Source organism: Duganella kummerowiae (assembly GCF_053572355.1).
Genome location: NZ_JBKFEH010000008.1, coordinates 671,594 through 695,141, shown reverse-complemented (window position 1 = coordinate 695,141; position 23,548 = coordinate 671,594). Strand labels below are relative to the sequence as shown.

The following is a 23,548-nucleotide window of genomic DNA, read 5'->3' as shown; positions in this document are numbered from 1 at the left end:
CTTCAGATGCGCGGGGCGACGCGGATTCTCGGCGGCGCCCCCGTGGTGTGGAAAGATTGTGAGAAAGTGTGATATTTCTCCCATGAAACTAATAGTACCACAGAGAATTGATTTGCATCACTTCTGCGGCACAGCAGGGACTACGTAGTTTCCGCATGTTGCAACGCAACAGGACGTGGCTTACTATCCAACGAATATTTCCACATGGAATTTTTTTTTGGGAGGTTGAAAATGGGTGCATCACTCAAGCAATCGGCGCAGATTTTTGTCGCGGAACGCGACTTTGACTGGGGAAGTGACCAGAACGCTATCGTCGCCATCGTCAGCCGCTATTTCGCCGACTACAATGGCAATGGGTTTTATCCACACCCCGACGAGGTGTTGTTGCAGCGCGAGCTACGTACGGTTCCCGCATTGCAGCATCTTCAGCGCCATCTGCGTTATACCGGCGCCCGTGGCCTGGCCATCACCGGCCTGGGCCTGGCCGGCCAGCCCGAGGCGCGGCGCAATGCGGTGCTGTATGCGATCGCGCTGAGCCTGGGTTTTCCGACCTCGACCGACCAGCGTACCCGGCGCGTGGCGTGGGACATCCGCGCCCGCCCCGGCAGCGCCGGGCAACACCGCTTTGTGACGTTTTCCGAACGGGTCGGCAATGCCGACATGCATACCGACTCGTCGTTTTATCCGATGCCGGAGGAGCAGTTCCTGCTGTACGTGGTGCGCGCCGCCCGATGCGGCGGCGGCGCGTCCCTGCTGATCGATGTCGACGATATCCATGCCGAATTGCAGCGCACCGGGGCCGGCCGCGCCGCTTTTGCCCTGCTGAGCGAGGCGCCGGTGCCGTTCCGGGTGCCATCGGTGTATGCTGCCAGCGAAGAGCAGGTCGAGGTGGAGCTGGCGCCGGTGTTCGAGCGGCTGGGCCAGACACTGGCGATGCGCTGGCGTTACGACGCCATCCTCAAGGGACTGGCGGCGCGGCCGGCGCTCGATACGCCTGCCCTGCGCGCCGCGCTGGAGCTGCTCAATGAGGTGATCGAGCAGCATGTGCCGCGCTTCCACCAGCAGTTGGCGGACGATACGCTGCTGTGGGCGGACAACCGCCGCACCCTGCATGGCCGCGACACCTACATCGATCCAGAGCGCCACCTGATACGCATCCGTATCGCCGACACGCCCAACGCCGAGCGCATCGGCCCTTCCGGCGTGGTACAGGATTGAGCATGTTGAATGCGATCGTGCCCGTCCTGCTGACCATCCTGCTGGGGGTGGCGATCAGCCATTACCGCTGGCTGCCCGAGGCGTTTTTTCCGTCGGTTGAAAAGTTCTCTTACCGGATCTGCTTTCCGGCGCTGCTGTTCAGCGGCACGGCCAGGTTGAGCTTTGCCTCGGCGGAGGTGGGCGAACTGGCCCTGGCGACACTGGTGCCGACCCTGCTGGTGACGCTGGCGGCGTTGCTCATGCTGCTGCCGGCGCGCGCCTTGCCGGATGCCGCGCGCTCGTCGGTGGTGCAGGGCGCCGTGCGGCCCAACACCTATTTCGGCATTGCCGTGTCGGCCCTGCTGTTCCCGCCGCAGACGGCGGCGCTGGTCATGCTGTCGCTGGCGCTGTGCCTGCCGGCGGTGAATGTGATTTCGGTGCTGGCGCTGTCGTGGTGGAGCGGCCAGCCGGTCCATCCCGGCCGCATAGTCCGCAACCTGGCCAGCAATCCCATCATCCTGTCCACGCTGGCCGGCGTGGTGTGGAGCGTGGCCGGCCTGCCGCTACCGGCGCCCTTGTTCAACACGCTGGACATACTGGGCCGGGCGGCGCTGTGCCTGGGGCTGATCTGCGTCGGCAGTGGGCTGGTGTTCTCGCTGCAGGGCCTGCGGCCGCTGGCGCTGAGCCTGACCTCGGCGCTCAAGCTGCTGCTGCTGCCCTTGCTGGCCGCCAAGGTCAGCCTGATGTGCGGGGTGTCGGCGCCGGTGGCGCTGGCGGCCTGTTTTTATTGCGCCTTGCCGACCGCGCCCAACGCCTACATCATGGCCAGGCAGATGGGCGGCGACACCCGGTTGATGGCGGCCCTCATCACGGTGCAAACCCTGCTGGCGGCCCTGACGCTGCCGCTGAGCAGCCAGTTCCTGGCGTGGATGTCCTGACGCGGGAAAGCGCCATTCGCCCGCAATCGGCTATACTTTCTTTTCAAACAAGAAAGAACGTGTATGGCCGACGCTTGTTCCCGCGCTTGGCCGGTGTCGCTGCCCGACGGCCACCGGCAATTTCTCCTGCACCTGCTGCAGTGCCTGGCTGCCGATGAGCGCATCGTCGGCGTGGCGGCGGCCGGGTCCTTCCTGTCGGACCGCATGGATGGCTACAGCGACTTGGACCTGGTGCTGGCCATTGCGCCGTCGGCTGTCCTGAGCGCCGGGGACCGGCGCGCGATCGCCGCGTCGGCCGGTGCGCTGCTGGGCGCCTTCAGCGGGGAACATGTGGGCGAGCCGCGCCTGCTGATTTGTCTGTACCAGCAGCCGCTGCTGCATGTGGACCTGAAGTTCGTCACGCCGGACGAGGTTGCGCAGGGCGGCGCCGCCGTGCTGTGGTGGCGCGAGGGCGCTGCGGCGCCGCTGCCGGGCCAGGCCCCGTCCGCCGTTGCCGGGCCCGACCTGGACTGGATAGAGGCGCGTTTCTGGACCTGGGTACACTATGGCGCCGCCAGGATAGGCCGCGGTGAGTTGTTCGAAACGCTGGATTTCCTGTCCTTCCTGCGCACCACGGTGCTGGGACCGCTGGCCCTGAGCCTGCACGGCGCGCCGCCCCATGGCGTGCGGCGGGTCGAAACCGTGCTGCCGCCCTCGTGGCTGGAGCAGCTGAAATCGACCGTGGTGAGCTGCGATGCGCCCGACTGCATACGCGGCCTGCGCGCGGCCGCTGCCTTGTACCGCGCGTTGCGCGCCGCCTTGCGCGGCCCGGCCTACGGCACGCCGCAGGCCGAGCAGGCTGCCCTCGCTTATTTGTATGACATTGAGCAACAGCTGGCGCTGCGCCGCCGGCCAGCGGCGCGCCTGCTGGTGCTGGACCCGGCCGGGCGTGTGCTGCTGTTCCGCTTTGCCCATCCCGGCGGCATACCGGCCACCTCCGACTACTGGGCCACCCCCGGCGGCGGGCTGGATGAGGGGGAAACCTTTGCCGACGCCGCCAGGCGCGAGCTGTACGAGGAAACCGGCATCGTCGCGCCCATCACCGAGCTGGCCGGCATCGAGCGGGAATTCGTGATGCAAATGCTGGACGGCGAGATGGTATTGGCCCAGGAACGCTTTTTCGCCGTGCGCGTGGACAGCCAGGTATTGTCCACCGAGCACTGGACCGATCTGGAAAAGCAGATCATGACCGAGCATCGCTGGTGGTCCATGGACGAGCTGCGCGACACCACGGAGTTGGTCTTCCCGCCCAACCTGGCCGCCCTGTGCGCGATGGTGGCGCCATGACGGTACGCATCGAGGCATCCTGGAAACAGCAGCTGCAAGCCGAATTCGAGCAGCCCTACTGGGAGCAACTGACGTCCTTCGTGCGGGCCGAGTACGCGGCCGGCCCCTGCTTCCCGGCCGGCAAGCACATCTTCCGCGCCTTCGACCTGACCCCGTTCAATGATGTGAAGGTGGTGATACTGGGCCAGGACCCCTACCACACGCCGGGCGCCGCCATGGGCTTCTGTTTCTCGGTCCCGGATGGCAACCGGCCGCAGCCCAGCCTGCAGAACATCTTCCAGGAACTGTACGACGACCTCGGCATACAGCGCAGCCAGACCGATTTGTCGGACTGGGCCGCCCAGGGCGTGTTCCTGCTCAACAGCGTGCTGACGGTGCGCGCCCGCGAAGCCGGTTCGCACGCCGGCAAGGGCTGGGAGCGCTTCACGGACAGCGCCATCCGCCAGCTGTCGCAGCAGCGCGACAACCTGGTATTCATGCTGTGGGGCAGCTACGCCATCGCCAAGCGCGCGCTGATCGACAGCCGCAAGCACCTGGTCATCACCTCGCCCCACCCCTCGCCCTTCTCTGCGCACAAGGGTTTCTTTGGCAGCAAACCCTTCTCGCGCGCCAACGATTACCTGGCGGCGCGCGGCCAGCTCCCTGTGATCTGGGGCTGAGACCCGCTGCCGCTGGCGTTGTTGTCCGGCACAAGCTGCTGTTGTCTCCCGCCTGCTTCTGATAGATTGACGTAAGGCATCGCTATTCGCGGGAGCACCATGAAGACATTACGACGGCTGGCCGCCACAGGCTGGCTTTTGGCTTGCGCGCTGGCGTCTCCGCTTGCGGTGGCGCAAACGCCATACACGGAGGATTCCACCTATCGCGGCCTGGGCGGCAAGGAAGGCATCAGGAAGATCGTCGACAGCTTCCTGGTGCTGGTGCTGGCCGACCCGCGCATCAAGGACAGCTTCGCCGACTTCGACATGCAGCAGCTCAACGAGCGCCTGCAGGAGCAGTTTTGCGAGTACGCGGGCGGGCCCTGCAGGTACACCGGCAAATACCGGGACAAGACCATGGACGGGGTCGGCACCGTGCGCGACATGGCGACCGTGCACCAGGACCTGAAAATCACCAACGCCATGTTCAACGCGCTGACCGAGGACTTGCAGATCGCCATGGAGCAGCACAACATCCCCAGCAGCGTATCGAACAAGCTGGTGGCCAAGCTGGCTCCCATGCAGCGCCAGATAGTGACTCAATAAGCGGAGCAAAGGATGAATCGCTACCTCGCCATGAGCGCGCTGGCGCTGCTGTGCGCCGCCCAGGCCCAGGCCGCGCCGGACATGGGCAAGCTGCTGGCCACCGGCGGCGTCAGCCAGCTGGAGGGTGCGGGCGGCGGCGGCCTGACGCCCTGGGCCCTGATCACCGGCTACGGCACCCGCGACAGCTGGGGCGCCAACGCCCATGTCACCCGCGTGGCCACCCAGGATTACCAGCTGGGCACGTATGGGGTGGCGGTGGGCATGGCCGACCGCCTGGAAGTGTCGCTGGCGCGCCAGGATTTCCAGGGCAGCCTGGCGCCGCTGGACCAGCTGCGCATCCAGCAGGACATCGTCGGCCTCAAGCTGAAAGTGCTGGGCGATGCGGTCTACGAGCAGGATAGCTGGGTGCCGCAGGTCGCCATTGGCCTGATGTACAAGAAAAACCAGGGCATAGGCGGGCTGGGCGCGCTGGGCGTGACCAATGTGAAGCAGCTGGGCGCGAAAGATGACAGCGGCTACGACTACTATGTGTCGGCCACCAAGGTGCTGCTGGAATACAGTCTGCTGCTGAACGGCACCTTGCGCGCCACCCGCGCCAACCAGATGGGCATCCTGGGCTTTGGCGGCGACAGGAACGACAGCACCCGGCTGATGCCGGAAGCGTCCGTGGCCTATCTGCTCAACCGCAAGCTGGTGGCGGGGCTGGAATACCGCAGGAAGCCGCACAACCTGGGCGTGGACGAGGAAAAGGATTACTACGACGCCTTTGTTGCCTGGTTCCCCAGCAAAAACCTGTCAGTGACGGCGGCCTATGCCGCGCTGGGCGACATCACCATCTTCAACAAGAAAAGACAGCATGGGCTGTACCTGTCGCTGCAGACCGGCTTCTGATCAGCCTCAGCCGTGCAGCGCTTCTTCCAGCAGCTTGTGCAGGGCCGGGAATTCCGGCTCGCCCACGTAGCGCTTGAGGATCTTGCCATCCTTGCCGATCACGAAGGTGGTCGGGGTCATGGCCACGTTGCCGTAGGCCCTGGCGGCCTCGCCGGAGGTATCCAGCGCCACCTTGAACGGCAGGGCGCGGGTCTGGGCATAGTTGAGCACGTAGTTGGGCGGGTCGTAGCTCATGGCCACGGCCACGAATTCCAGGCCTTGCGACTTGAACTTGTTGTAGGTCTCTACCATGCGCGGCATCTCGGCCACGCAGGTGGCGCAGGACGTGGCCCAGAAATTGACCATCACCACCTTGCCCTGCAGGTCGCGGGGCGCGATTTTCTCGCCCTGTATGCTGACGAAGGTGACCGGCGGGGCCGCCGGGCGCTGGTTCAGGTAGGCATAGGCAGCCAGGCCGGCGGCGGCCAGCGCCACGGCGGCGATGGCCGGCTTGATCCAGGCGGGGGAGGAACTCATGTCGGTCTCGTGGAAACGTTGGTCCGGTCCATTATAGAACGATACCGCAGTGGACGTGGATTACTGCGCCGGGCGCGGCTGGAAGGACTTCCATTCCTCGTCGGTGATGTACTCGAACACCTTGACCACCTTGGTCACGCCGCTCACGCCGCGTGCAACCTCGGCCCCGATGTCGCCTTCGCGCGGGGTGACGCGGCCCATCAGGTAGACCACGCCCTGCTCGGTCACCACCTTGTAGGTATTGGCCGAGATATCCTTGCGGTCCACCAGGCTGGCCTTGACCTTGGTGGTGATCAGGGCGTCGTTGGAGCGCGAGGTGTAGCTGGCCAGGCCGGACACTTCGGTCTCGTTGGTGACCGAGACCACGCCTTCCACGCCCTTGACTTCGCGCTCGATGGCGGCGCGCATGGCTTCATCGCGCACCTGGCCGGTGAGCAGCACGCGGCGGTTGAAGCTGGTCACGCCCACGTTGGCCGCGCTGCCGCCCACGTTGTTGATGCGGGCGCGCGACTTGACTTCGATGGCCGTGTCCTCGGTCTGGGCGCCGAATGTGCGGCGGTCGGTGGCGGCCAGGGTGCCGGTGACGGCGGTGCCCGCCACCAGCGCGACACAGCCCGACAATGAACCCACCAGTGCGGCGCTGATCAGGCCGAGGGCCAGCGGGCGCTGCAGACGTTTCCAGGTCAGGGCTGGGCCGGTTTTATTCATGCACATCTCCTCCGAATAGGGCGACGTCGATGCCGTCGCAAATGCTGTGGATGCAAACCAGGTGGACTTCCTGGATACGGGCGGTACGGTCATGCGGCACGCAGATGTGGACATCGGCGTCGGTCAGCATCTTGCCGATGGCGCCGCCGCCCTTGCCGGTCAGGGCCACCACGCGCATTTCGCGCTCCAGGGCCGCTTCGATGGCGGCCATGACGTTGGCCGAGTTGCCCGAGGTCGAGAACGCCAGCAGGATGTCGCCGGCCTGGCCGAAGGCCTGCACCTGCTTGGAGAAGATCTCGCGGTAGCTGTAGTCGTTGGCGACGGCGGTCAGGATGGAGGTGTCCGTGGTCAGGGCGATGGCGGGCAGCGGGAAGCGCTCGCGCTCGAAGCGTCCGACCAGCTCGGCCGCGAAGTGCTGGGCGTCGGCAGCCGAACCGCCGTTGCCGCACACGAGAATCTTATTGCCGTTCGACAATGCGGAAAACATCAGCTCGATCGACTGCGCGATGTGCGGGGCGAGGACGGTGGCCGACTGGATTTTGAGTTCGGCACTTTCGTGGAAGTGCGCCAGGATGCGTTGATTGGTCATAGTGTGCAGATTATAGTGCAGCGCCCCCCTGCCTCAGTCCAGCGCTGTAAAAAATGCTTACATGTCCAGGTTCCGCAGCCACGTCAGTTGCTGGGCATCAAAGGCGACCAGGTCGAAGCGGCACGGCGGCAAGGTGCTGTAGCGTAACAGATAAACCTGGGCCGCCAGCAAAAGGCGGCGCTGCTTGGCCGGGGTGACGCTGGCGGCCGCCCCGCCAAAGGCGCGGCTGGCGCGCCGCCGCACCTCGACAAACACTAGCTGCTGGCCATCCCGCATGATGAGGTCGATCTCGCCGCCCCGGCACAGGAAGTTACGCTCCACCAGCACCAGGCCGTGGGCGCACAAGTGCGCCAGGGCCGCGTCCTCGGCGGCCCGGCCCAGTTCCTGCTGCGCGGTGCGCGCCATGGCCCCGGCTCACGGCTGGACTGGCACCGGGTTGCCGTTGCGGTACACGGCGGCCTGCTCGATGCGCTCGAAGCTGGCGCCGTCGGCGCCGAAGTCCACTGTGATCTTGCCGGTCACCCCGTCCAGGTGGAAGCGCCCGCCGGGCTGGCGCGCCACCTCCCTCGCCACGCGAAAGGCGTCTATGCCCAGGGCGTACAGGCGGTCCATGTCGGCGCCGCCGCTGGCGCTGGAGAGCGGCCGCGGATAGACCATCACGGCCGGATGGTCGCGCTGCACTTGCCAGGGCAGGTCCAGCAGGCGCACGCCGTCCAGGTCCTGGGTGGCGAAGTTGCTGCCGGCGCCGGCGTTGAGGGACGAGGTGCCGTACAGCGGCAGCGCCGGGATGGCCGCCGTGTCGGCGCCGGGCGGCGGCGCGTAGCCTTCCAGCGGTGCGTTGCTGAGGGCGGCGCGCAGCTGGCGCGCCTGGTCCGCGCCCAGGGCCAGGAACAGCAGGCCGGGCGGCTGGCTGTGCAGGCGCGCGCGCAGGGCGGTCAGTTCCGGGTCGCTCAGATAGCCGTTGGGCGCGCCCAGCTCCAGCGTCTGCGACTTCAGGCTGAGGCGCTGCCACTGGGCCGAGAAAGCGGCCGCCACCCGCCGTTGCCAGGGCGTGGCCGTGGTGACCACCAGCGCGCTGGCGCCGGGCTGTTCGGCGGCGGCCCACTGCGCCACCTGGCGCGCTTCCTCCTCGATGGACAAGCCCATGGCCAGCATCTGGGGTGGCAAACGCGGCCCGCCCGGCTCCGGCATGTTGAGGGCGATGGTGGGCTTGCGCACCAGCTTGCTGCCGGCCACCGCCATCACGGCGCCGCGCGCCAGCGGCCCGACCACGATGTCGCGTTCGCTGGCCCTGGCGTAGGCGTCCAGGGCTTCGCGCGCAGGATCGCCGGTCTCTATCACGTCCACCTCGATATTCGACTTGTCGCGCTCCCAGGCCGCCATGAAGCCGTCGCGCAGCGAGGCCGCAGCCGGGCCCAGGGTCTCGGAACGCAGCGGCAGCAGCAGGGCGATGCGGACCACCTGGTTGGACGGGCGCGCATCCGGTTCCGGCATCATGGCCGCTTCCTGCGGACTCATGGCCGGATCCGGCGGGGCCTCCCGTGCCGCTTGGGCTGCCGCGCTGCCGGGCATCGAGACGGCAAAGGTCTCGGCCGGGACGATCTCGGGTTCCGGCGCGCGCGGTGGCAGGGGCGGCGGCGGCGGTGGAAGCGGCGCGCTTATAATGGAAGAAAATGAAGCGGACGATACCGGCGCACAGGCCGCGCCCGGCGTCCCGCACGGCGTGCTGCAGGCCGCCAGCGACGCGGCGGCCAGGCCGGACAGCAACCATCCCATACTCTTAGCTAGCATACCCATCCCCGATGACAGTAGCAGACTCCACCATCGCCGCCCTGCCCGTGCTGGGCGAAACGGCGCACCAGATCTATCCTAGCGCAACCTTGTACGTGGTGGCGACGCCTATCGGCAACATCACCGATATCAGCCTGCGCGCGCTGCACGTTTTGAGCCTGGTCAATGCCGTGGCTTGCGAGGACACCCGCAACACGGCCCAATTGATGCACCGCTTCGGCCTGCACCAGCCCCTGATCGCGGCCCACCAGCACAACGAGCGCGAAGTGGCCGAGACCCTGATCGCGCGTTTGCAGGCTGGCGAGCGCATCGCGCTGGTGTCGGATGCCGGCACGCCGGCCGTGTCCGATCCGGGCGCGCGCATCGTCGATGCGGTGCGCGCCGCCGGGCTGCGCGTGCTGCCGCTGCCGGGCGCCTCGGCGGCGGTGACGGCGCTGTCGGCCAGCGGGCTGGTGAACGACCAGTTCTATTTCGTCGGCTTCCTGCCGGCCAAGGCCAGGCAGCGCGAATCCGTGCTGCGCAGCCTGCTGCCGGTGACCGCCACCCTGGTGTTCTACGAGGCGCCGCACCGCATCCTCGATTGCGCCAGCGCGCTGGCCGAGGTGTTCGAGCCGCAGCGGCAAGTGGTGTTCGCGCGCGAGCTGACCAAGCTGTTCGAGGAAATCCACCGCTGTCCGCTGTCCGAGGCCGTGGCCTGGATCAAGGCCGACGCCCACCGCGAGAAAGGCGAATTCGTGGTGCTGCTGGAAGGCGCGCCCGAGGCCGCCGAAGGCCAGGACCTGGAGGCCGAGCGTATCCTGAAAGTCCTCCTGGCCGAATTGCCGCTCAAGCAGGCCGCCGGGCTGGCGGCCCAGATCACGGGACAGAAGAAAAACGCCCTGTACGACCTGGCCCTGAAGCTGAAGGATGTGACAAACAATTAAATTTTGACGGCGCGGGCGGCATGCAGGTATAATGCTCGGCCTCGGAGTGTAGCGCAGCCCGGTAGCGCACCTGGTTTGGGACCAGGGGGTCCAAGGTTCGAATCCTTGTACTCCGACCAGAATAGTAAAACCCCGTTCAGCAGCGATGCCGGACGGGGTTTTTGCTTTTCAGCCGGCGCGCTTGGCGGCAATGGCGTTGCCGGCCCGGCTGGCGCTCTTGCGGCCCAGGAATTGCGAGATGAACTGGCCGGCATCGACCACGATGTCCAGGTCCACTCCGGTGTCTATGCCCAGCCCCTGCATCAGATACAGCACGTCCTCGGTGGCGACGTTGCCGGTGGCGCCCTTGGCATAGGGACAGCCGCCCAGGCCCGCCACCGACGAGTGGTAGATGGCGATGCCCAGCTCCAGGCTGGCGTAGATGTTGGCCAGGGCCTGGCCGTAGGTGTCATGGAAGTGACCGGACAGCCCATCCACCCGGAAGGCGCGCATGGCGCGCTCCATCACGGCCTGGGTCTTGCGCGGCGTGGCCACGCCTATGGTGTCGGCAATGTCGATCTCGTCGCAGCCCAGGTCGCGCATGCGGGCCACCACGTCTTCCACCGCGTCCAGCGGCACCTCGCCCTGGTAGGGGCAGCCGAAGGCGCAGCTGATGCTGCCGCGCAGGCGCACCCGGTGCTCGCGCGCGGCCCGCGCCACGCTCTCGAAGCGGGCAATCGACTCGGCGATCGAACAGTTGATGTTTTTTTGCGAGAAGGCTTCGGAGGCCGAACCGAAGATCACCACTTCGTCCGCGCCGGCCGCCAGCGCGGCCTCGAAGCCTTGCTGGTTGGGCGTCAGCGCCGAGTAGAGGATGCCGGGGCGGCGCGTGATGCCGGCCATGACCTCCTTGCTGGTGGCCATCTGCGGCACCCACTTGGGCGAGACAAAGGCGGCCGCCTCGATGTTGGCGAAACCGGCGCTGGACAGGCGGTCGACCAGTTCGATCTTGACCTCGGCCGGGACGCTTTCCTTTTCATTCTGCAGGCCGTCGCGCGGCCCCACTTCGACGATCTTCACCCTGGAAGGCATGCTCATGTCAGTATCCTAAGTTGCGGTCTATGATGCCGCCCACCGGCTGGCCGCTTTCCAGCAGGCGGATCTTGTCGGTGATCTGCTGCACGCTGTCGCGCCGCAGCGTGAGCGCCGAGATGTGCGGCGTGATGGTGATGCGCGGCTCCTGCCAGAACGGATGCTGGGCCGGCAGCGGCTCGTTGCGGAACACGTCCAGGGTGGCGGCCGCGATGTGGCCGGACTTGACCAGGTTGAGCAAATCCGGCTCGGCCAGCAGGGCCCCGCGCGCCACGTTGATGATGTAGGCGCCGGCCGGCAGCTTGTTCATGTTGCTGCGGTCGATCAGGTTGGCGGTCTCGGGCGTCAGCGGCAGCATGCAGACCAGCACCCGGCTGCCGCGCAGGAAGGTGTCCAGGCCGTCGGCGCCGTGGAAGCACTGCACCCCGGGCACGGACTTGGGCGTGCGGCTCCAGGCCCGCAGCGGGAAGCCGAACGGCGAGAGCGCCTCCAGCACGCGGCTGCCCAGCACCCCCAGCCCCAGGATGCCGATGGCGAAATCCTCGCGCGCATGCTGGGGCAGCGGGGCCCAGGTACCGGCCCTGGCCTGGGCCTCGTACTCGTCGAAGCGGCGGAAGTAGCGCAGCACCGCATGGGTGACGTATTCGGCCATTTGCACCCCCATGCCGGCATCTTCCAGGCGGATGATGGGCACGTCGTGCGGAATGGCGGCGCCAAACCTGAGCAGGGCGTCCACCCCGGCGCCTGTGTTGAAAATGGCCTTGACCTGGGCCAGTTCCGGCACCATGGTCTCGGGCGGCGACCACACCACGGCGTAGTCGCACGGCGGGGTTTTCTCGCCGGCGTGCCACAGCTCGACCTCGGCCTCGGGCAGGAACTTGGCGAAGTCCTTGATCCATGGCTCGGTCTTGCCGTCCGCGCGGTGCAGCAGAATACGCATCTCGTTCTCCTTACGCCGCCTTGAACGCCAGCAGCGGTGCGCCGTCGGCCACCTGGTCGCCGACGCTGTACAGTATGTCCTCCACCAGCCCGTCGTGCGGGGCGGCGATGGTGTGTTCCATTTTCATGGCTTCCATGATGACCAGCGGCGTGCCCTTGCCCACCTGCTGGCCCTTGCTGGCCAGGACCGCCACCACCTTGCCCGGCATGGGCGCGGTCAGGCGGCCGCCTTCCGCTTCCGCTACGCCTGCATGGGCCATGGGATCATTGTAGGCCAGCGCGTGGTGGACACCGTTGCTCCAGACGTGGAAGGTGTCCAGATCGCGCAGCACGGCGCCGTGCACGGCGTGGCCGCCCAGTTGGATGCCGTAGTTGTCGCCGTCGCGCGCCGCCAGGCTGAGGGTACGCTGCTCGCCGCCGTCCACGCTGCAGCGCCAGTCCTTGCCGCCGTAGGTGATGGCGACCCGGTAGTCCTGCGCTTCGTCCGCGAACGACAGCGTGCGCACATAGGCCTGGTTCATGCGCCAGCCGCTGGTCTGCGCCCACGGGTCGCTGTCATCCTGGCGTTCGGAGGCCAGCAGCGCCACCGCGGCCAGGGCCAGCGCGGCGTCCGGCGCCGGATGCGCCGCCGGGAACAGTTCTTCCTGGTTGCGTTCGATCAGGCCGGTGTCCAGCTCCGCCCCGGCAAAGGCGCGGCTGTGCACCAGGCGGCGCAGGAAGGCGATGTTGGTCGCCAGGCCCACCACGCGGTACTGCTCCAGCGCCTGCGCCATGCGGGCCAGGGCTTGCTTGCGGTCGGCGCCGTGCACGATCAGCTTGGCGATCATGGGATCGTAATGGGGTGAGATGGCGTCGCCCTCGCGCACCCCGGAATCGATGCGCACCTCGCCGCGCTGGAAGCCCACGGCGGCCGGCGTGCGCAGGTGGCGCAGCGTGCCTATCGAGGGCAGGAAACCTTTTTCCGGATTCTCGGCATAGATGCGGGCCTCGATGGCGTGGCCGTCTATCTCTAGTTCATGCTGCTGTTTCGGCAGCGGCTGCCCGGCCGCCACGCGCAGCTGCCACTCCACCAGGTCAGTGCCGGTGATGAGTTCCGTCACCGGGTGCTCGACCTGCAGCCGGGTATTCATCTCCATGAAATAAAAGCTGCCATCCTGGTTGGCGATGAATTCCACCGTGCCGGCGCCCACGTAGCCGACCGCGCGCGCGGCCGCCACGGCGGCCTCGCCCATGGCGGCGCGGCGCTCCGGCGTCATGCCCGGCGCGGGCGCTTCCTCCAGCACTTTCTGGTGGCGCCGCTGCACCGAGCAATCGCGCTCGTGCAGGTAGACATAATTGCCCAGGGTGTCGGCAAACACCTGGATTTCGATGTGGCGCGGGCGCTGCAGGTATTTCTCGGCCAGCACCTTGTCGTCGCCAAAGGAATTGATGGCCTCGCGCTGGCAGGACGCCAGCGCGGCCGGGAACTCGTCCGAACTCGCCACCACGCGCATGCCCTTGCCGCCGCCGCCGGCCGAGGCCTTGAGCAGCACCGGATAGCCGATGCGGTCGGCCTGCCGGTGCAGGTAGTCCGGGTCCTGGTTATCGCCGTGGTAGCCGGGCACCAGCGGCACGCCGGCCTGTTCCATCAGCTGCTTGGCGGCCGACTTGGACCCCATGGCGCGCATGGCGGATGCCGGCGGGCCGATGAACACCAGGCCGGCCGCCGCGCAGGCGTCGGCGAAGTCGGCGTTTTCGGACAAAAACCCGTAGCCGGGATGGATGGCCTGCGCGCCAGTGGCCAATGCGGCGGCGATGATCTTGTCGCCGCGCAGGTAGCTGTCCTTGGCGGCGGCCGGGCCGATGGCCAGCGCCTCGTCGCAGGCGGCGACGTGGGCGGCATGGGCGTCGGCTTCGGAATACACGGCGACGGTCCGGATGCCCATGCGGCGCGCGGTGGCGGCCACACGGCAGGCGATTTCGCCCCGGTTGGCGATCAATATTTTGGTGAACATTGTCTCTCTCTTGGCAGCTCGTGGCTGGAAGTTTTTTTCTTGCCGTCATACCCGCGAAAGCGGGAATGCATGCTGAGTGTATGTCATCGGCGGCTCGTCTTCGGCATGGACCCCCGCCTTCGCGGGGGTGACCTTGGTCAGCAGCCGCACTTCTCCTTGGGCGCCGATTCCAGCACCGCGCCGCGGGTGCGCAGGCCCAGCTTGGCCAGCAGCATGCGGTCGTCCTCGGCTTCCGGGTTCTCGGTGGTCAGCAGCTTGTCGCCGTAGAAGATGGAGTTGGCGCCGGCCAGGAAGCACATGGCTTGCACCGCCTCGCCCAGCTGGCGGCGGCCGGCCGACAGGCGCACGCGCGCCTTGGGCATGGTGATGCGCGCCACGGCGATGGTGCGCACGAATTCGAACGGATCGAGCGGATCGAGGCCGTACAGCGGCGTGCCTTCCACCTGCACCAGATGGTTGACCGGCACCGATTCCGGATACGGATTCAGGTTGGCCAGCTGGGCGATCAGGCCGGCGCGCTGCTCGCGCGTCTCGCCCATGCCGACGATGCCGCCGCAGCAGACCTTGAGGCCCGCTTCGCGCACATGGCCCAGGGTGTCCAGGCGGTCCTGGTATTCGCGGGTGGAGATCACGTTGTCGTAGAACTCGGGCGCGGTGTCCAGGTTGTGGTTGTAGTAATCGAGGCCGGCGTCCTTGAGGCGCTGGGCCTGGTGCTCTTCCAGCATGCCCAGGGTGGCGCAGGTTTCCAAGCCTAAAGCTTTTACCTCCCTTACCATCTGCTCGACCTTGTCCATGTCGCGCTCCTTGGGGCTGCGCCAGGCGGCGCCCATGCAGAAGCGGGTGGCGCCGTTGTCCTTGGCGGCGCGGGCCGCGTCCAGCACGGTGTCTATGTCGAGGATTTTCTTGGCTTCGACGCCGGTGTCGTAGCGCGCGGCCTGCGGGCAGTAGCCGCAGTCTTCCTCGCAGCCGCCGGTCTTGATCGACAGCAGGGTGGCCAGTTCCACGTCGCCGTCCGGGAAGTGCGTGCGGTGCACTTGCTGGGCCTTGAACAGCAGGTCGTTAAAGGGCAGCTCGAACAGCGCCAACACTTCCTCGCGCGGCCAGGTGGCGGCCGGCGGCAGGCCGATGGCGGGGACGGGACGGTGCAGCGCGACGGTCTTGGATTCTTGGGTCAGGGACATCGGGTTTCCTTATGTGTCAGGGGTGTGCCGGCCATGAGGGCAGCACGGAGAAATCGAGATAGCTGGCGGCGGCGGCGGCCGTAGGCTCGCTCAGGCGCGGGATGCGGCCCAGCAGCGGCGCCGGGATGCGCTGCTCCAGCGCGGCCACGTTTTCATCGGCGAAGGGCATGTCGTCCAGGGTTTCGTTGGCGACCCAGCCGGCCAGCACCAGGTTGCGCGCGGCGATGGCTTCCACCGTCAGCAGCGCATGGCTGATGCAGCCCAGCCGCAGGCCGACCACCAGTACCACCGGCAAGTCCAGTTCCTCGGCCAGGTCGGCGGTGTCGTAATCGTCGTTGAGCGGCACGCGGAAGCCGCCCACGCCTTCCACCACCACCGCATCCGAGGCGGCGCCCACTTCGATGTAGGCGGCCAGGATGGGCACCGGCGAAATGGTCACGCCTTCCAGCGCGGCCGCCACGTGCGGCGCGGCCGGTTCGCGCAGCAGGAAGGGGGTGGTGATGTTTTGCGGCAGGCTGACGTTGCCGGCGGCGCGCAGCTGCTCGCAGTCTTCATTGCGCCATTCGCCGTCGCGCAGTTCGGCGCCGGCCGCCACCGGCTTCATGCCGCAGGCGCGCACGCCGCGCTGCACCAGCGCGTGCAGCAGGGCCGAGGATACCAGGGTCTTGCCGATTTCGGTGTCGGTGCCGGTCACGAAGCAGGCGAAGCGCGAGGGCAGGCCGCTGGCGGCGGCGGCCGGCCGGGTTTGTGGTACCGCTTCAGCGGCAATCAGGGGTTCGTCCAGGCTCATGTCACGTCCTTTTCCAATGCGTTGAGGGCGGAGACCAGCTGCGCCACGTCCTCGCCCGTGTGGCCGGCGGACAGCGTCACGCGCAGGCGCGCGGTGCCGGGCGCCACGGTGGGCGGCCGTATCGCTCCCACCCACAGGCCGCGCTGGTACAGGGCGGCGCCGGCCCGCATGGTGTCGGCATTGTCGCCGATCAAAATGGGCTGGATTGCAGTGGAGGAAGGAAGACGCTGCCAGCGCGTCAGGCGCAGGCCAGCCTCCAATTGTGCCACCAATGCCGCCAGCTGTGCGCGGCGCTGGGCGCCCTCTTCGCCTTCGATCAAGTCCAGGCTTGCCAGCAGGGCGTGCGCCAGGGCCGGCGGGGCCGCCGTGGTGTAGATGTAGGGGCGCGCTTTTTGTATCAGCGTTTCGATCACGGTGTCATGGGCCGCGACAAAGGCGCCGCCCACGCCGGCCGCCTTGCCCAGGGTGCCGATGTAGACCAGGCATGGCGAGCGCAGCTGGAAATGCTCGAGCGCGCCGTGGCCGCGCGCACCCAGCGTGCCGAAGCCGTGGGCGTCGTCCACCACCAGCCAGGCGCCGTGGCGTTCGCACAGCGCGAGTAGTTCCGGCAGCGGCGCCAGGTCGCCGTCCATGCTGAACACGCTGTCCGTCACCACCAGCTTGGTGGCGGCGCGGCTGGCGGCCAGCAGGCGCTCCAGGGCCTCCAGGCCGGCATGCGGATAGACGTGGACCTTGCTGCGCGACAGGCGGGCGCCGTCGATCAGCGAGGCGTGGTTCAGTTCCTCCGAAAAGATGTCGGCATCCTTGTCGCCCGCCGCCAGGCCGGTGATGGCGGCCAGGTTGGCCATGTAGCCGGTGCAGAAGTACAGGGCGCGCGGCGCTTCCAGGTGGTCCGCCACGAAGCCGGCCAGGCGCTGCTCCAGCTCCACGTGGGCGCGGCCATGGCCGCTGATCATGTGCGAGGCGCCGCTGCCGGCGCCATACAGCCGGGCGCCTTCCTGCAGCGCGGCCGTGATGCGGGGATGGTTGGCCAGGCCCAGGTAGTCGTTGCTGCAGAAAGCCAGCAGTTCGCGGCCCTCCACCGTCACGCGCGGGCCGCAGGGCGTATCCACCGTGCGGCGTCGGCGCAGCAGGCTGTCCGCTTCCAGCGTGTCCAGCCGGGCTTGCAGGCGGTTCAACAGTTCCATGGTCAGCCCGCCACTACCTGGTTGAACACGGCCAGCGTGTTGCCGGCCAGGTGCCGTACCTCTTCCTCGCTGAGGATGTAGGGTGGCATCAGGTAGACGGTGGCGCCGATGGGGCGCATCAGCAGTTCGTGTTCGGTGGCGGCGGCGAAGAAGCGGCGCGAGAAGTCCGGCGCCGCGTCCACGGCGTCGAAGGCCCAGATCATGCCGCGCTGGCGGAAGTGGCGCACGCGCTCATGCTCTGCCAGCGGCGCCAGCGCGGCCGTCAGCCGTTCGGCCAGGGCGCGGTTGCCGTTCAGCACATCGTCCTGCTCGAAGATCTCCAGCGTGGCCAGGGCGGCGCGGCAGGCCAGCGGATTGCCGGTGTAGGAGTGCGAGTGCAGGAAGCCGCGCTTCACGTCGCTGCTGTAGAAGGCTTGATAGATATCGTCGCGGGTCAGCACCAGCGACAGCGGCAGGTAGCCGCCGCTGATACCCTTGGACAGGCACAGGAAATCCGGCCACACGCCGGCCTGCTCGCAGGCGAAGAAGGTGCCGGTGCGGCCGCAGCCGACCGCGATCTCGTCCAGTACCAGGTGCACCTGGTGGCGGTCGCACAGCTCGCGCACCAGCTTGAGGTAGAGCGGATCGTGCATGGCCATGCCGGTGGCGCACTGCACCAGCGGCTCGATGATGATGGCGGCAATGCGGTCGGCGCGTTCCTCGAACAGGCGCTGGACGTCGGCGGCGGCGCGGCGCGCCACGTCCTGGGCCGATTCGCCGTCGCGCGCCTGGCGGGCGTCGGGCGAGGCCACGGTGCGGGCGGCGCGCAGCAGCGGGCCGTAGGCATCCTTGAACAGGGCCACGTCGGTGACGGCCAGCGCGCCTATGGTCTCGCCGTGGTAGCTGCCTTCCAGGCAGACGAATTCCTGCTTGCCGGCCTGGCCGCTGTTGCGCCAGGCGTGGAAGCTCATCTTCAGGGCGATTTCCACCGCCGAGGCGCCATCGCTGGCGTAGAACGCGTGGCCCAGCTGGTGGCCGGTCAGGGCCGACAGCTGTTCCGACAGTTCGATGACAGGTTCATGCGTGAAGCCGGCCAGCATGGCGTGTTCCAGCGTGTCCAGCTGGTCCTTGAGCGCGGCGTTGATGCGCGGGTTGGCGTGGCCGAACAGGTTGACCCACCAGGAGCTGATGGCGTCCAGGTAGCGGCGCCCATCGTGGCCGTACAGCCAGGCGCCCTGGCCGCGCTGGACCGGAATCAGGGGCACGGTTTCGTGATGCTGCATCTGGGTGCAGGGATGCCATACGCTGCGCAGGCTGCGCTCCACCCAGGGATTGTGTTTATGTTCCAACGTGTACTCTCACTATTACTTGCTTAGCCAGTCCGGCTTGCGCTTCTCCAGGAAGGAGCGCACGCCTTCGCGGCCCTGTTCCGAAGCGCGGATTTGCGCGATGCGCGCGGCGGTGTCCGCCACCAGCGCATCGTCGATGGTCTTGCCCGCCATGTCGCGCACCAGCACCTTGGCCTGGCGCACGGCGTGCGGGCTGTTGGCGGCCAGCGCCTGCACGACCTCCGCCACCCTGGTGTCCAGCGCCTCGGCGCCGGCCACCTCGTGCACGAAGCCGATGCGATGCGCTTCCTGCGCCGTGAAACGCTCGGCGGTCAGGAAGTAGCGGCGCGCGGCCTGCTCGCCCATGGCCTTGATCACATAGGGGGCGATGGTGGCCGGGATCAGGCCCAGTTTCACCTCGCTCAGGCAGAAGTGCGCGCCCTCGGCGGCCAGGATGATATCGCATGCGGCCACCAGGCCCATGCCGCCGGCGTAGCAATCGCCGTGCACGCGCGCCACCACCGGCTTGGGACAGAGGTAGATGGTGCGCAGCATGGCGGCCAGCTGCATGGCGTCGGCCTGGTTCTCGGCGTCCGTGTAGGCCGCCATTTTCTTCATCCAGTTCAGGTCCCCGCCGGCGCAGAAGGCGGCGCCGTTGGCGGCCAGGATGATGGCGCGCAGGCTGTCGTCACGGCCCAGTTCATCGAAGGCCTGCGCCAGTTCGGCAATGGCCTCTTCGTTGAAGGCGTTGCGCACTTGCGGGCGGTTCAGGGTCACGGTGGCGACCGCGCCGTCGCGGCTGATCGCCAGGGCCGGGGTCAAAGTCATGCTCATTCCTTCCACACCACGTAGTCGTCGATGGCGTACAGCTTGCATTGGGTGCGGCTGTTCTTCTGGCAGTTGGCCACGGCGCGCGCGGTGGGATCGTCGCCATCCTCGGCCCAGCCCCAGGAACCGCTGGGCGATATGGCGAAGGCCCGCGGTATCGGTTTGTTGAGGAAGGTGACATAACCATCCAGGCCCTTTTCCTTCAGGTAGGGCGGCTGGCGGTTGAGCGGCGCCCAGTCGGTGCGCGGCGCCGTTTCCACCGAGGCCACCGTGTATTTGACCTCGGTGGGCATGTCGATGGATTTAAGGAACTGTTCAACTTCCGGCAGCCAGATCGCCACGCCGTCGCGGCTGGCGCTCATGCCGTGCGCATTGTTCTTGAACGGGCCGTAAGCCACCAGGCGCGCCTGGCCGCCGGCCTTGGTGTAGGCCTGGTACATATCGGCCGCCAGCTTGGGACCGAACAGTTGGTCGTTCTCGCCATAGAACCAGATGCTGGGGATGTGGCTGTGGCGGCCGAAGTCGGCAAAGGCGTCGACCAGCGAGCTTTGCCAGTCGCAGCGCGGATTGTCCTTGCGCAGGCCGCCGGCGAAATTGATCACGCCGCGCACGCCGGGGATGTCGTGGCTGCCGGCCGCGATCGCGGTCAGCCCGCCGTGCGACTGGCCGCCAATCAGCATATGGGCCTGGTCTGCCCACGGTTGCTTGAGCACATACATCATGGCGGCCGCCAGCGAGCGCACCTGGGCCTCCCCGTTGTGTTCCAGGTTGCATTCGCGGTCAACGTAGTCGCCGCCGGATTCGGCAAAGCCCATGCGCATGGGGATCACCACGGCGTAGCCGCGCTTGACGAACTCGCGGCTGATGTAGAGGTAGCGGGCGCGGTTCTGCTCATGGGCGTTGCCCGGCGATTTACCGTGGTTCATGAACAGCACGGGGAAGGGGCCATCGCCGGGCGGCTTGAAGATGGTGGTCTGCAGGCCGACTGCGCTGCCGTCTATGGTGGCCGGAATGGTGATCACCTGTTCGTTCATTTTGGTGTCCACGCCGGGCAGCGCATCGGCCAGCGCGGCGCCGCTCCAGGCCAGGGCGCACAGCAGCGCCGCCTTCAGTCTCACGCTCATGGTCATTCCTTACATGCGGAACACGCCAAAACGGGTGTCCTCTATCTCCGCATTCATGGCTGCGGACAAGCCCAGGGCCAGCACCGTGCGGGTGTCGGCCGGATCGATCACGCCATCGTCCCACAGGCGCGCGGTGGCGTAGTAGGGATGGCCCTGCTGCTCGTACTGTTCCTTGATGGGCTGGCGGAAATCGGCTTCCTCGTCGGCGCTCCACTGCCCGCCCTTGCCTTCGATGCCGTCGCGCTTGACGGTGGCCAGCACCGAGGCGGCCTGGTCGCCGCCCATCACCGAGATGCGCGCATTGGGCCACATCCACAGGAAGCGCGGCGAGAAGGCGCGGCCGCACATGCCGTAGTTGCCGGCGCCAAAGCTGCCGCCGATGATGACGGTGAACTTGGGCACGGCGGCGGTGGCCACCGCCGTCACCATCTTGGCGCCGTTGCGGGCGATGCCTTCGTTCTCGTATTTGCGGCCCACCATGAAGCCGGTGATATTTTGCAGGAACACCAGCGGCACCTTGCGCTGCGCGCACAGTTCGATGAAGTGCGCACCCTTGAGCGCGGACTCGGAAAACAGGATGCCGTTGTTGGCCACGATGCCCACTTGCATGCCGTGGATGTGGGCAAAGCCGCACACCAGGGTGGCGCCGTAGCGCGCCTTGAATTCATCGAACTCGCTGCCGTCCACGATGCGGGCGATCACCTCGCGCACATCGAAGGGCTTGCGGGTGTCGGTTGGGATCACGCTGTACAGTTCGCGCGCGTCGTAGCGCGGTTCCTGCACCGGGCGCCGCGCGCCCTGCTGCGGCTTGACGCGGTTCAGGTTGGAGACGATGGTGCGCGCCAGCGACAGCGCGTGGATGTCGTTCTGCGCCAGGTGGTCGGCCACGCCGGACAGGCGGGTGTGGACGTCGCCGCCGCCCAGGTCCTCGGCCGTCACCACTTCGCCGGTGGCCGCCTTCACCAGCGGCGGGCCGCCCAGGAAGATGGTGCCCTGCTCCTTGACGATGATGGATTCGTCGCTCATGGCCGGCACATAGGCGCCGCCGGCCGTGCAGGAACCCATCACCACCGCGATCTGCGGGATGCCCTGGGCCGACAGGTTCGCCTGGTTGTAGAAGATGCGGCCGAAGTGATCGCGGTCGGGGAAGACCTCGTCCTGGTTGGGCAGGTTGGCGCCGCCGGAATCGACCAGGTAGATGCAGGGCAGCTTGTTCTGGCCGGCGATTTCCTGCGCGCGCAAATGCTTTTTCACCGTGACCGGGTAATAGGTGCCGCCCTTGACGGTGGCGTCGTTACAGACGATCACGCATTCCTGGCCCGCCACGCGGCCGATGCCGGTGATGATGCCGGCCGCCGGGGCCGCGTCCTCGTACATGCCGTAGGCCGCCATCTGCGACAATTCCAGGAAGGGCGTGCCGGGATCGAGCAGCATCTGGACCCGGTCGCGCGGCAGCAGCTTGCCGCGCGCCACGTGTTTGGCGGCGGCCGCCGCGCCGCCGCCGGCCGCGATGGCCGCCACCTTGGCGTGTAGGTCGTCCACCAGCGCCTGCATGGCGGCGGCGTTGGCCTGGCTGTCCTGGCTGCGGGGATTGAGTTTGCTGTCGATGTGCGGCATGGCGATTTCCTTTTGCTTAGCGTGTCTCCAACGCTTTATTCAGGGAAGCTACCGTCCACGTAAAACCAGCGCGGGCCGCCCTCGGCCGCTTCGCGCACGAAATTGCTGATCTCGTGCAGCCGGTGGGCCCGGCCCTGGCTGCGGAAGCGGGCCACGAATTCCACCGTGTCGCGGTCGGGATCGTCCAGTTCTGCTTTACGTTGACGTAAACGTAAAGCAGATTTTACCTCAAGTCCCAGCCATTGCAGTTTTTCCCCGGGGTGGATGATTTGATCATGCGGGCGGGTGCTGGCGTGCCAGGTCGCCAGCAAATAGGGTTCGTCGCCCAGGGTGTAGGCCGTGTAGCGGGAGCGCATCAGCGTTTCGGCGCTGGGCGGGATCGCTTGGCCGGCCAGGTAGGGGCCGCAACAGGATGCCAGGCTGGGACCGCCGCAGGGGCAGGCCGCTGGGGCGGTGGACTTCTTGGACATGGAATACGGTAGGCAACTGAGCAATGCCGCATTATCCGACAATTCCCGGATCGCGGTTACATGTATAAAAATTTGTATTTACGTTGCCTTGGCCGCACAAGATTCGACCATCGCTATTACACTATGGCCATTAGGAGAAAGAAATGAGCCAGACCAGTTTCGAATTCAAGGCCGACGCTAACGATAGCTCGCCCTTATATATGCAAATCGCGCGCAAGCTGAGCGACGACGTCCATAACGGCCGCTACCAGGTGGACCAGGCGCTGCCGTCCGAGCGCGCCCTGTCGGAATTGCTCAACGTGTCGCGGGTGACGGCGCGCAAGGCCATCGACCAGCTGGTGGACCAGGGCCTGGTGGTGCGCCGCCGTGGTTCGGGCAACTACATCGCCCCGCGCATCGAGCAGCCGCTGTCCAACCTGACCAGTTTTTCGGAACAATTGCAGCAGCGCGGCCATGTGCCGGCCTCGCGCTGGCTCAAGCGCGCCATCGTGGCGCCCACGCCGGACGAGCAGCTCAGCCTGGGCCTGTCGCCCTATTCCAAGGTGGCGCGCCTGGAGCGCTTGCGCCTGGCCGACGACGTGGTGATGGCCTACGAGGTCAGCGTGCTGCCGCAGACCATCCTGAACGATCCCAACGAGGTCGGCAATTCGCTGTACCAGTACCTGGAAGCCATAGGCAAGGCGCCGGCGCGCGCCCTGCAGCACATCCGCGCCATGAACGCCTCGCCCGAGCTGGCGCGGCAGTTGGGTGTGCCGGAAGGGCAGGCTTTGCTGTACATTACCCGTGTCGCCTACCTGGAATCGGGCGAGGCGATGGAGCTGACCCATTCCTATTGCCACAGCGAGCATTACGATTTTGTGGCGGAAATGCGGCGCGCCACTTAGAGGCCGGCTCAAAATGACCGTGGCGTTGTTGCA

24 protein-coding genes and 1 tRNA gene are annotated in these 23,548 nt (G+C 67.1%); 9 read left to right on the top strand and 16 right to left on the bottom strand.

The genetic code is table 11. From position 1 onward, the window contains the following. The first annotated feature begins 231 nt into the window (after positions 1-231). The 6 genes from ACLB1G_RS10925 (at position 232) to ACLB1G_RS10900 (ending at position 5,596) form a co-directional block, all read left to right on the top strand. Positions 232-1,218, top strand: a complete 987-nt coding sequence (locus ACLB1G_RS10925) for a TauD/TfdA family dioxygenase (protein ID WP_491627220.1) — start codon at positions 232-234, stop codon at positions 1,216-1,218. Positions 1,219-1,220: 2 nt separating this feature from the next. Next, the gene (locus ACLB1G_RS10920) at positions 1,221-2,135 is read left to right on the top strand and encodes an AEC family transporter (protein WP_491627219.1); all 915 of its coding nucleotides are present in this window, start codon (positions 1,221-1,223) and stop codon (positions 2,133-2,135) included. A 63-nt stretch (positions 2,136-2,198) separates the two neighbouring features. Then, on the top strand, positions 2,199-3,461 hold the full coding sequence (locus ACLB1G_RS10915) for an NUDIX hydrolase (protein WP_491627218.1): 1,263 nt from the start codon (positions 2,199-2,201) through the stop codon (positions 3,459-3,461). Next, on the top strand, positions 3,458-4,120 hold the full coding sequence (locus tag ACLB1G_RS10910; RefSeq protein WP_491627217.1) for a uracil-DNA glycosylase: 663 nt from the start codon (positions 3,458-3,460) through the stop codon (positions 4,118-4,120). Before ACLB1G_RS10915 ends, ACLB1G_RS10910 begins: the two co-directional genes overlap by 4 nt. A 99-nt stretch (positions 4,121-4,219) precedes the next feature. Continuing rightward, complete coding sequence (locus ACLB1G_RS10905) at positions 4,220-4,705, top strand: group I truncated hemoglobin (protein ID WP_491627216.1); 486 nt, start codon at positions 4,220-4,222, stop codon at positions 4,703-4,705. Between the two features lie 12 nt (positions 4,706-4,717). Next, the gene (locus ACLB1G_RS10900) at positions 4,718-5,596 is read left to right on the top strand and encodes a DUF3034 family protein (protein ID WP_491627215.1); all 879 of its coding nucleotides are present in this window, start codon (positions 4,718-4,720) and stop codon (positions 5,594-5,596) included. A gap of 6 nt (positions 5,597-5,602) precedes the next feature. On the opposite strand, the gene ACLB1G_RS10895 is transcribed toward ACLB1G_RS10900, so the two are convergent. The 5 genes from ACLB1G_RS10895 to ACLB1G_RS10875 are packed head-to-tail and all read right to left on the bottom strand — an operon-like array spanning position 5,603 to position 9,200. After that, positions 5,603-6,112 (bottom strand): TlpA disulfide reductase family protein, encoded by a 510-nt coding sequence (locus ACLB1G_RS10895; RefSeq protein ID WP_491627214.1) that lies wholly within the window; start codon positions 6,110-6,112, stop codon positions 5,603-5,605. Between the two features lie 60 nt (positions 6,113-6,172). After that, the gene (locus ACLB1G_RS10890; protein WP_491627213.1) at positions 6,173-6,820 is read right to left on the bottom strand and encodes a BON domain-containing protein; all 648 of its coding nucleotides are present in this window, start codon (positions 6,818-6,820) and stop codon (positions 6,173-6,175) included. Continuing rightward, positions 6,813-7,409 (bottom strand): phosphoheptose isomerase, encoded by a 597-nt coding sequence (locus tag ACLB1G_RS10885; protein ID WP_491627212.1) that lies wholly within the window; start codon positions 7,407-7,409, stop codon positions 6,813-6,815. Before ACLB1G_RS10885 ends, ACLB1G_RS10890 begins: the two co-directional genes overlap by 8 nt. 57 nt (positions 7,410-7,466) lie before the next feature. Then, positions 7,467-7,814, bottom strand: a complete 348-nt coding sequence (locus ACLB1G_RS10880; protein WP_491627211.1) for a YraN family protein — start codon at positions 7,812-7,814, stop codon at positions 7,467-7,469. A 9-nt stretch (positions 7,815-7,823) separates the two neighbouring features. Beyond that, positions 7,824-9,200 carry a penicillin-binding protein activator gene (locus ACLB1G_RS10875; RefSeq protein ID WP_491627210.1) on the bottom strand — a complete coding sequence of 459 codons (1,377 nt, stop codon included), beginning with the start codon at positions 9,198-9,200 and terminating at the stop codon, positions 7,824-7,826. An 11-nt stretch (positions 9,201-9,211) separates the two neighbouring features. Between ACLB1G_RS10875 and rsmI the strand changes: the two genes are divergently transcribed. Further along, entirely contained in the window at positions 9,212-10,123 is a 912-nt protein-coding gene (gene rsmI, locus ACLB1G_RS10870) for a 16S rRNA (cytidine(1402)-2'-O)-methyltransferase (protein ID WP_491627209.1), read from the top strand. A gap of 42 nt (positions 10,124-10,165) precedes the next feature. Next, positions 10,166-10,242 (top strand) — tRNA-Pro (locus ACLB1G_RS10865). Between the two features lie 49 nt (positions 10,243-10,291). Here the strand turns inward: ACLB1G_RS10865 and ACLB1G_RS10860 are convergent. From ACLB1G_RS10860 to ACLB1G_RS10810, 11 genes are all read right to left on the bottom strand, one after another. Next, complete coding sequence (locus ACLB1G_RS10860; protein ID WP_491627208.1) at positions 10,292-11,200, bottom strand: hydroxymethylglutaryl-CoA lyase; 909 nt, start codon at positions 11,198-11,200, stop codon at positions 10,292-10,294. Position 11,201: 1 nt separating this feature from the next. After that, positions 11,202-12,134, bottom strand: a complete 933-nt coding sequence (locus ACLB1G_RS10855) for a 2-hydroxyacid dehydrogenase (RefSeq protein WP_491627207.1) — start codon at positions 12,132-12,134, stop codon at positions 11,202-11,204. A 10-nt stretch (positions 12,135-12,144) separates the two neighbouring features. Then, complete coding sequence (locus ACLB1G_RS10850) at positions 12,145-14,127, bottom strand: acetyl/propionyl/methylcrotonyl-CoA carboxylase subunit alpha (RefSeq protein WP_491627206.1); 1,983 nt, start codon at positions 14,125-14,127, stop codon at positions 12,145-12,147. Between the two features lie 137 nt (positions 14,128-14,264). Next, complete coding sequence (gene bioB / locus ACLB1G_RS10845) at positions 14,265-15,308, bottom strand: biotin synthase BioB (protein WP_491627205.1); 1,044 nt, start codon at positions 15,306-15,308, stop codon at positions 14,265-14,267. A gap of 16 nt (positions 15,309-15,324) precedes the next feature. Beyond that, entirely contained in the window at positions 15,325-16,098 is a 774-nt protein-coding gene (gene bioD, locus ACLB1G_RS10840) for a dethiobiotin synthase (protein WP_491627204.1), read from the bottom strand. Continuing rightward, positions 16,095-17,285 (bottom strand): 8-amino-7-oxononanoate synthase, encoded by a 1,191-nt coding sequence (gene bioF, locus ACLB1G_RS10835; RefSeq protein WP_491627203.1) that lies wholly within the window; start codon positions 17,283-17,285, stop codon positions 16,095-16,097. Before bioF ends, bioD begins: the two co-directional genes overlap by 4 nt. Positions 17,286-17,287: 2 nt before the next feature. Continuing rightward, positions 17,288-18,613, bottom strand: coding sequence for an adenosylmethionine--8-amino-7-oxononanoate transaminase (locus tag ACLB1G_RS10830; RefSeq protein ID WP_491627202.1), 1,326 nt, complete (start codon positions 18,611-18,613; stop codon positions 17,288-17,290). A 15-nt stretch (positions 18,614-18,628) separates the two neighbouring features. Next, entirely contained in the window at positions 18,629-19,420 is a 792-nt protein-coding gene (locus ACLB1G_RS10825) for an enoyl-CoA hydratase/isomerase family protein (protein WP_491627201.1), read from the bottom strand. A gap of 2 nt (positions 19,421-19,422) precedes the next feature. After that, positions 19,423-20,544 carry a dienelactone hydrolase family protein gene (locus ACLB1G_RS10820; RefSeq protein WP_491627200.1) on the bottom strand — a complete coding sequence of 374 codons (1,122 nt, stop codon included), beginning with the start codon at positions 20,542-20,544 and terminating at the stop codon, positions 19,423-19,425. Between the two features lie 9 nt (positions 20,545-20,553). After that, a complete protein-coding gene (locus tag ACLB1G_RS10815) occupies positions 20,554-22,161 on the bottom strand; it encodes a carboxyl transferase domain-containing protein (protein ID WP_491627199.1) in 1,608 nt (535 codons plus the stop codon). A gap of 35 nt (positions 22,162-22,196) precedes the next feature. Continuing rightward, the gene (locus ACLB1G_RS10810) at positions 22,197-22,631 is read right to left on the bottom strand and encodes a YchJ family protein (RefSeq protein WP_491627198.1); all 435 of its coding nucleotides are present in this window, start codon (positions 22,629-22,631) and stop codon (positions 22,197-22,199) included. A gap of 143 nt (positions 22,632-22,774) precedes the next feature. Between ACLB1G_RS10810 and ACLB1G_RS10805 the strand changes: the two genes are divergently transcribed. Beyond that, on the top strand, positions 22,775-23,515 hold the full coding sequence (locus tag ACLB1G_RS10805; RefSeq protein WP_491627197.1) for a GntR family transcriptional regulator: 741 nt from the start codon (positions 22,775-22,777) through the stop codon (positions 23,513-23,515). The last annotated feature ends 33 nt before the right edge of the window (positions 23,516-23,548 follow it).

Excerpts from the sequence above, each read along its gene's own strand:
- ACLB1G_RS10900 (WP_491627215.1), top strand. The coding sequence starts at position 4,718 with ATGAATCGCTACCTCGCCATGAGCGCGCTGGCGCTGCTGTGCGCCGCC.
- ACLB1G_RS10875 (WP_491627210.1), bottom strand. The coding sequence starts at position 9,200 with ATGCTAGCTAAGAGTATGGGATGGTTGCTGTCCGGCCTGGCCGCCGCG.
- bioF (WP_491627203.1), bottom strand. The coding sequence starts at position 17,285 with ATGGAACTGTTGAACCGCCTGCAAGCCCGGCTGGACACGCTGGAAGCG.
- ACLB1G_RS10815 (WP_491627199.1), bottom strand. The coding sequence starts at position 22,161 with ATGCCGCACATCGACAGCAAACTCAATCCCCGCAGCCAGGACAGCCAG.
- ACLB1G_RS10810 (WP_491627198.1), bottom strand. The coding sequence starts at position 22,631 with ATGTCCAAGAAGTCCACCGCCCCAGCGGCCTGCCCCTGCGGCGGTCCC.
- ACLB1G_RS10910 (WP_491627217.1), top strand. The coding sequence starts at position 3,458 with ATGACGGTACGCATCGAGGCATCCTGGAAACAGCAGCTGCAAGCCGAA.
- ACLB1G_RS10915 (WP_491627218.1), top strand. The coding sequence starts at position 2,199 with ATGGCCGACGCTTGTTCCCGCGCTTGGCCGGTGTCGCTGCCCGACGGC.
- ACLB1G_RS10895 (WP_491627214.1), bottom strand. The coding sequence starts at position 6,112 with ATGAGTTCCTCCCCCGCCTGGATCAAGCCGGCCATCGCCGCCGTGGCG.
- bioD (WP_491627204.1), bottom strand. The coding sequence starts at position 16,098 with ATGAGCCTGGACGAACCCCTGATTGCCGCTGAAGCGGTACCACAAACC.
- ACLB1G_RS10805 (WP_491627197.1), top strand. The coding sequence starts at position 22,775 with ATGAGCCAGACCAGTTTCGAATTCAAGGCCGACGCTAACGATAGCTCG.
- ACLB1G_RS10925 (WP_491627220.1), top strand. The coding sequence starts at position 232 with ATGGGTGCATCACTCAAGCAATCGGCGCAGATTTTTGTCGCGGAACGC.
- rsmI (WP_491627209.1), top strand. The coding sequence starts at position 9,212 with ATGACAGTAGCAGACTCCACCATCGCCGCCCTGCCCGTGCTGGGCGAA.
- ACLB1G_RS10885 (WP_491627212.1), bottom strand. The coding sequence starts at position 7,409 with ATGACCAATCAACGCATCCTGGCGCACTTCCACGAAAGTGCCGAACTC.
- ACLB1G_RS10855 (WP_491627207.1), bottom strand. The coding sequence starts at position 12,134 with ATGCGTATTCTGCTGCACCGCGCGGACGGCAAGACCGAGCCATGGATC.
- ACLB1G_RS10880 (WP_491627211.1), bottom strand. The coding sequence starts at position 7,814 with ATGGCGCGCACCGCGCAGCAGGAACTGGGCCGGGCCGCCGAGGACGCG.
- bioB (WP_491627205.1), bottom strand. The coding sequence starts at position 15,308 with ATGTCCCTGACCCAAGAATCCAAGACCGTCGCGCTGCACCGTCCCGTC.
- ACLB1G_RS10920 (WP_491627219.1), top strand. The coding sequence starts at position 1,221 with ATGTTGAATGCGATCGTGCCCGTCCTGCTGACCATCCTGCTGGGGGTG.
- ACLB1G_RS10825 (WP_491627201.1), bottom strand. The coding sequence starts at position 19,420 with ATGACTTTGACCCCGGCCCTGGCGATCAGCCGCGACGGCGCGGTCGCC.
- ACLB1G_RS10905 (WP_491627216.1), top strand. The coding sequence starts at position 4,220 with ATGAAGACATTACGACGGCTGGCCGCCACAGGCTGGCTTTTGGCTTGC.
- ACLB1G_RS10890 (WP_491627213.1), bottom strand. The coding sequence starts at position 6,820 with ATGAATAAAACCGGCCCAGCCCTGACCTGGAAACGTCTGCAGCGCCCG.
- ACLB1G_RS10860 (WP_491627208.1), bottom strand. The coding sequence starts at position 11,200 with ATGAGCATGCCTTCCAGGGTGAAGATCGTCGAAGTGGGGCCGCGCGAC.
- ACLB1G_RS10820 (WP_491627200.1), bottom strand. The coding sequence starts at position 20,544 with ATGAGCGTGAGACTGAAGGCGGCGCTGCTGTGCGCCCTGGCCTGGAGC.
- ACLB1G_RS10850 (WP_491627206.1), bottom strand. The coding sequence starts at position 14,127 with ATGTTCACCAAAATATTGATCGCCAACCGGGGCGAAATCGCCTGCCGT.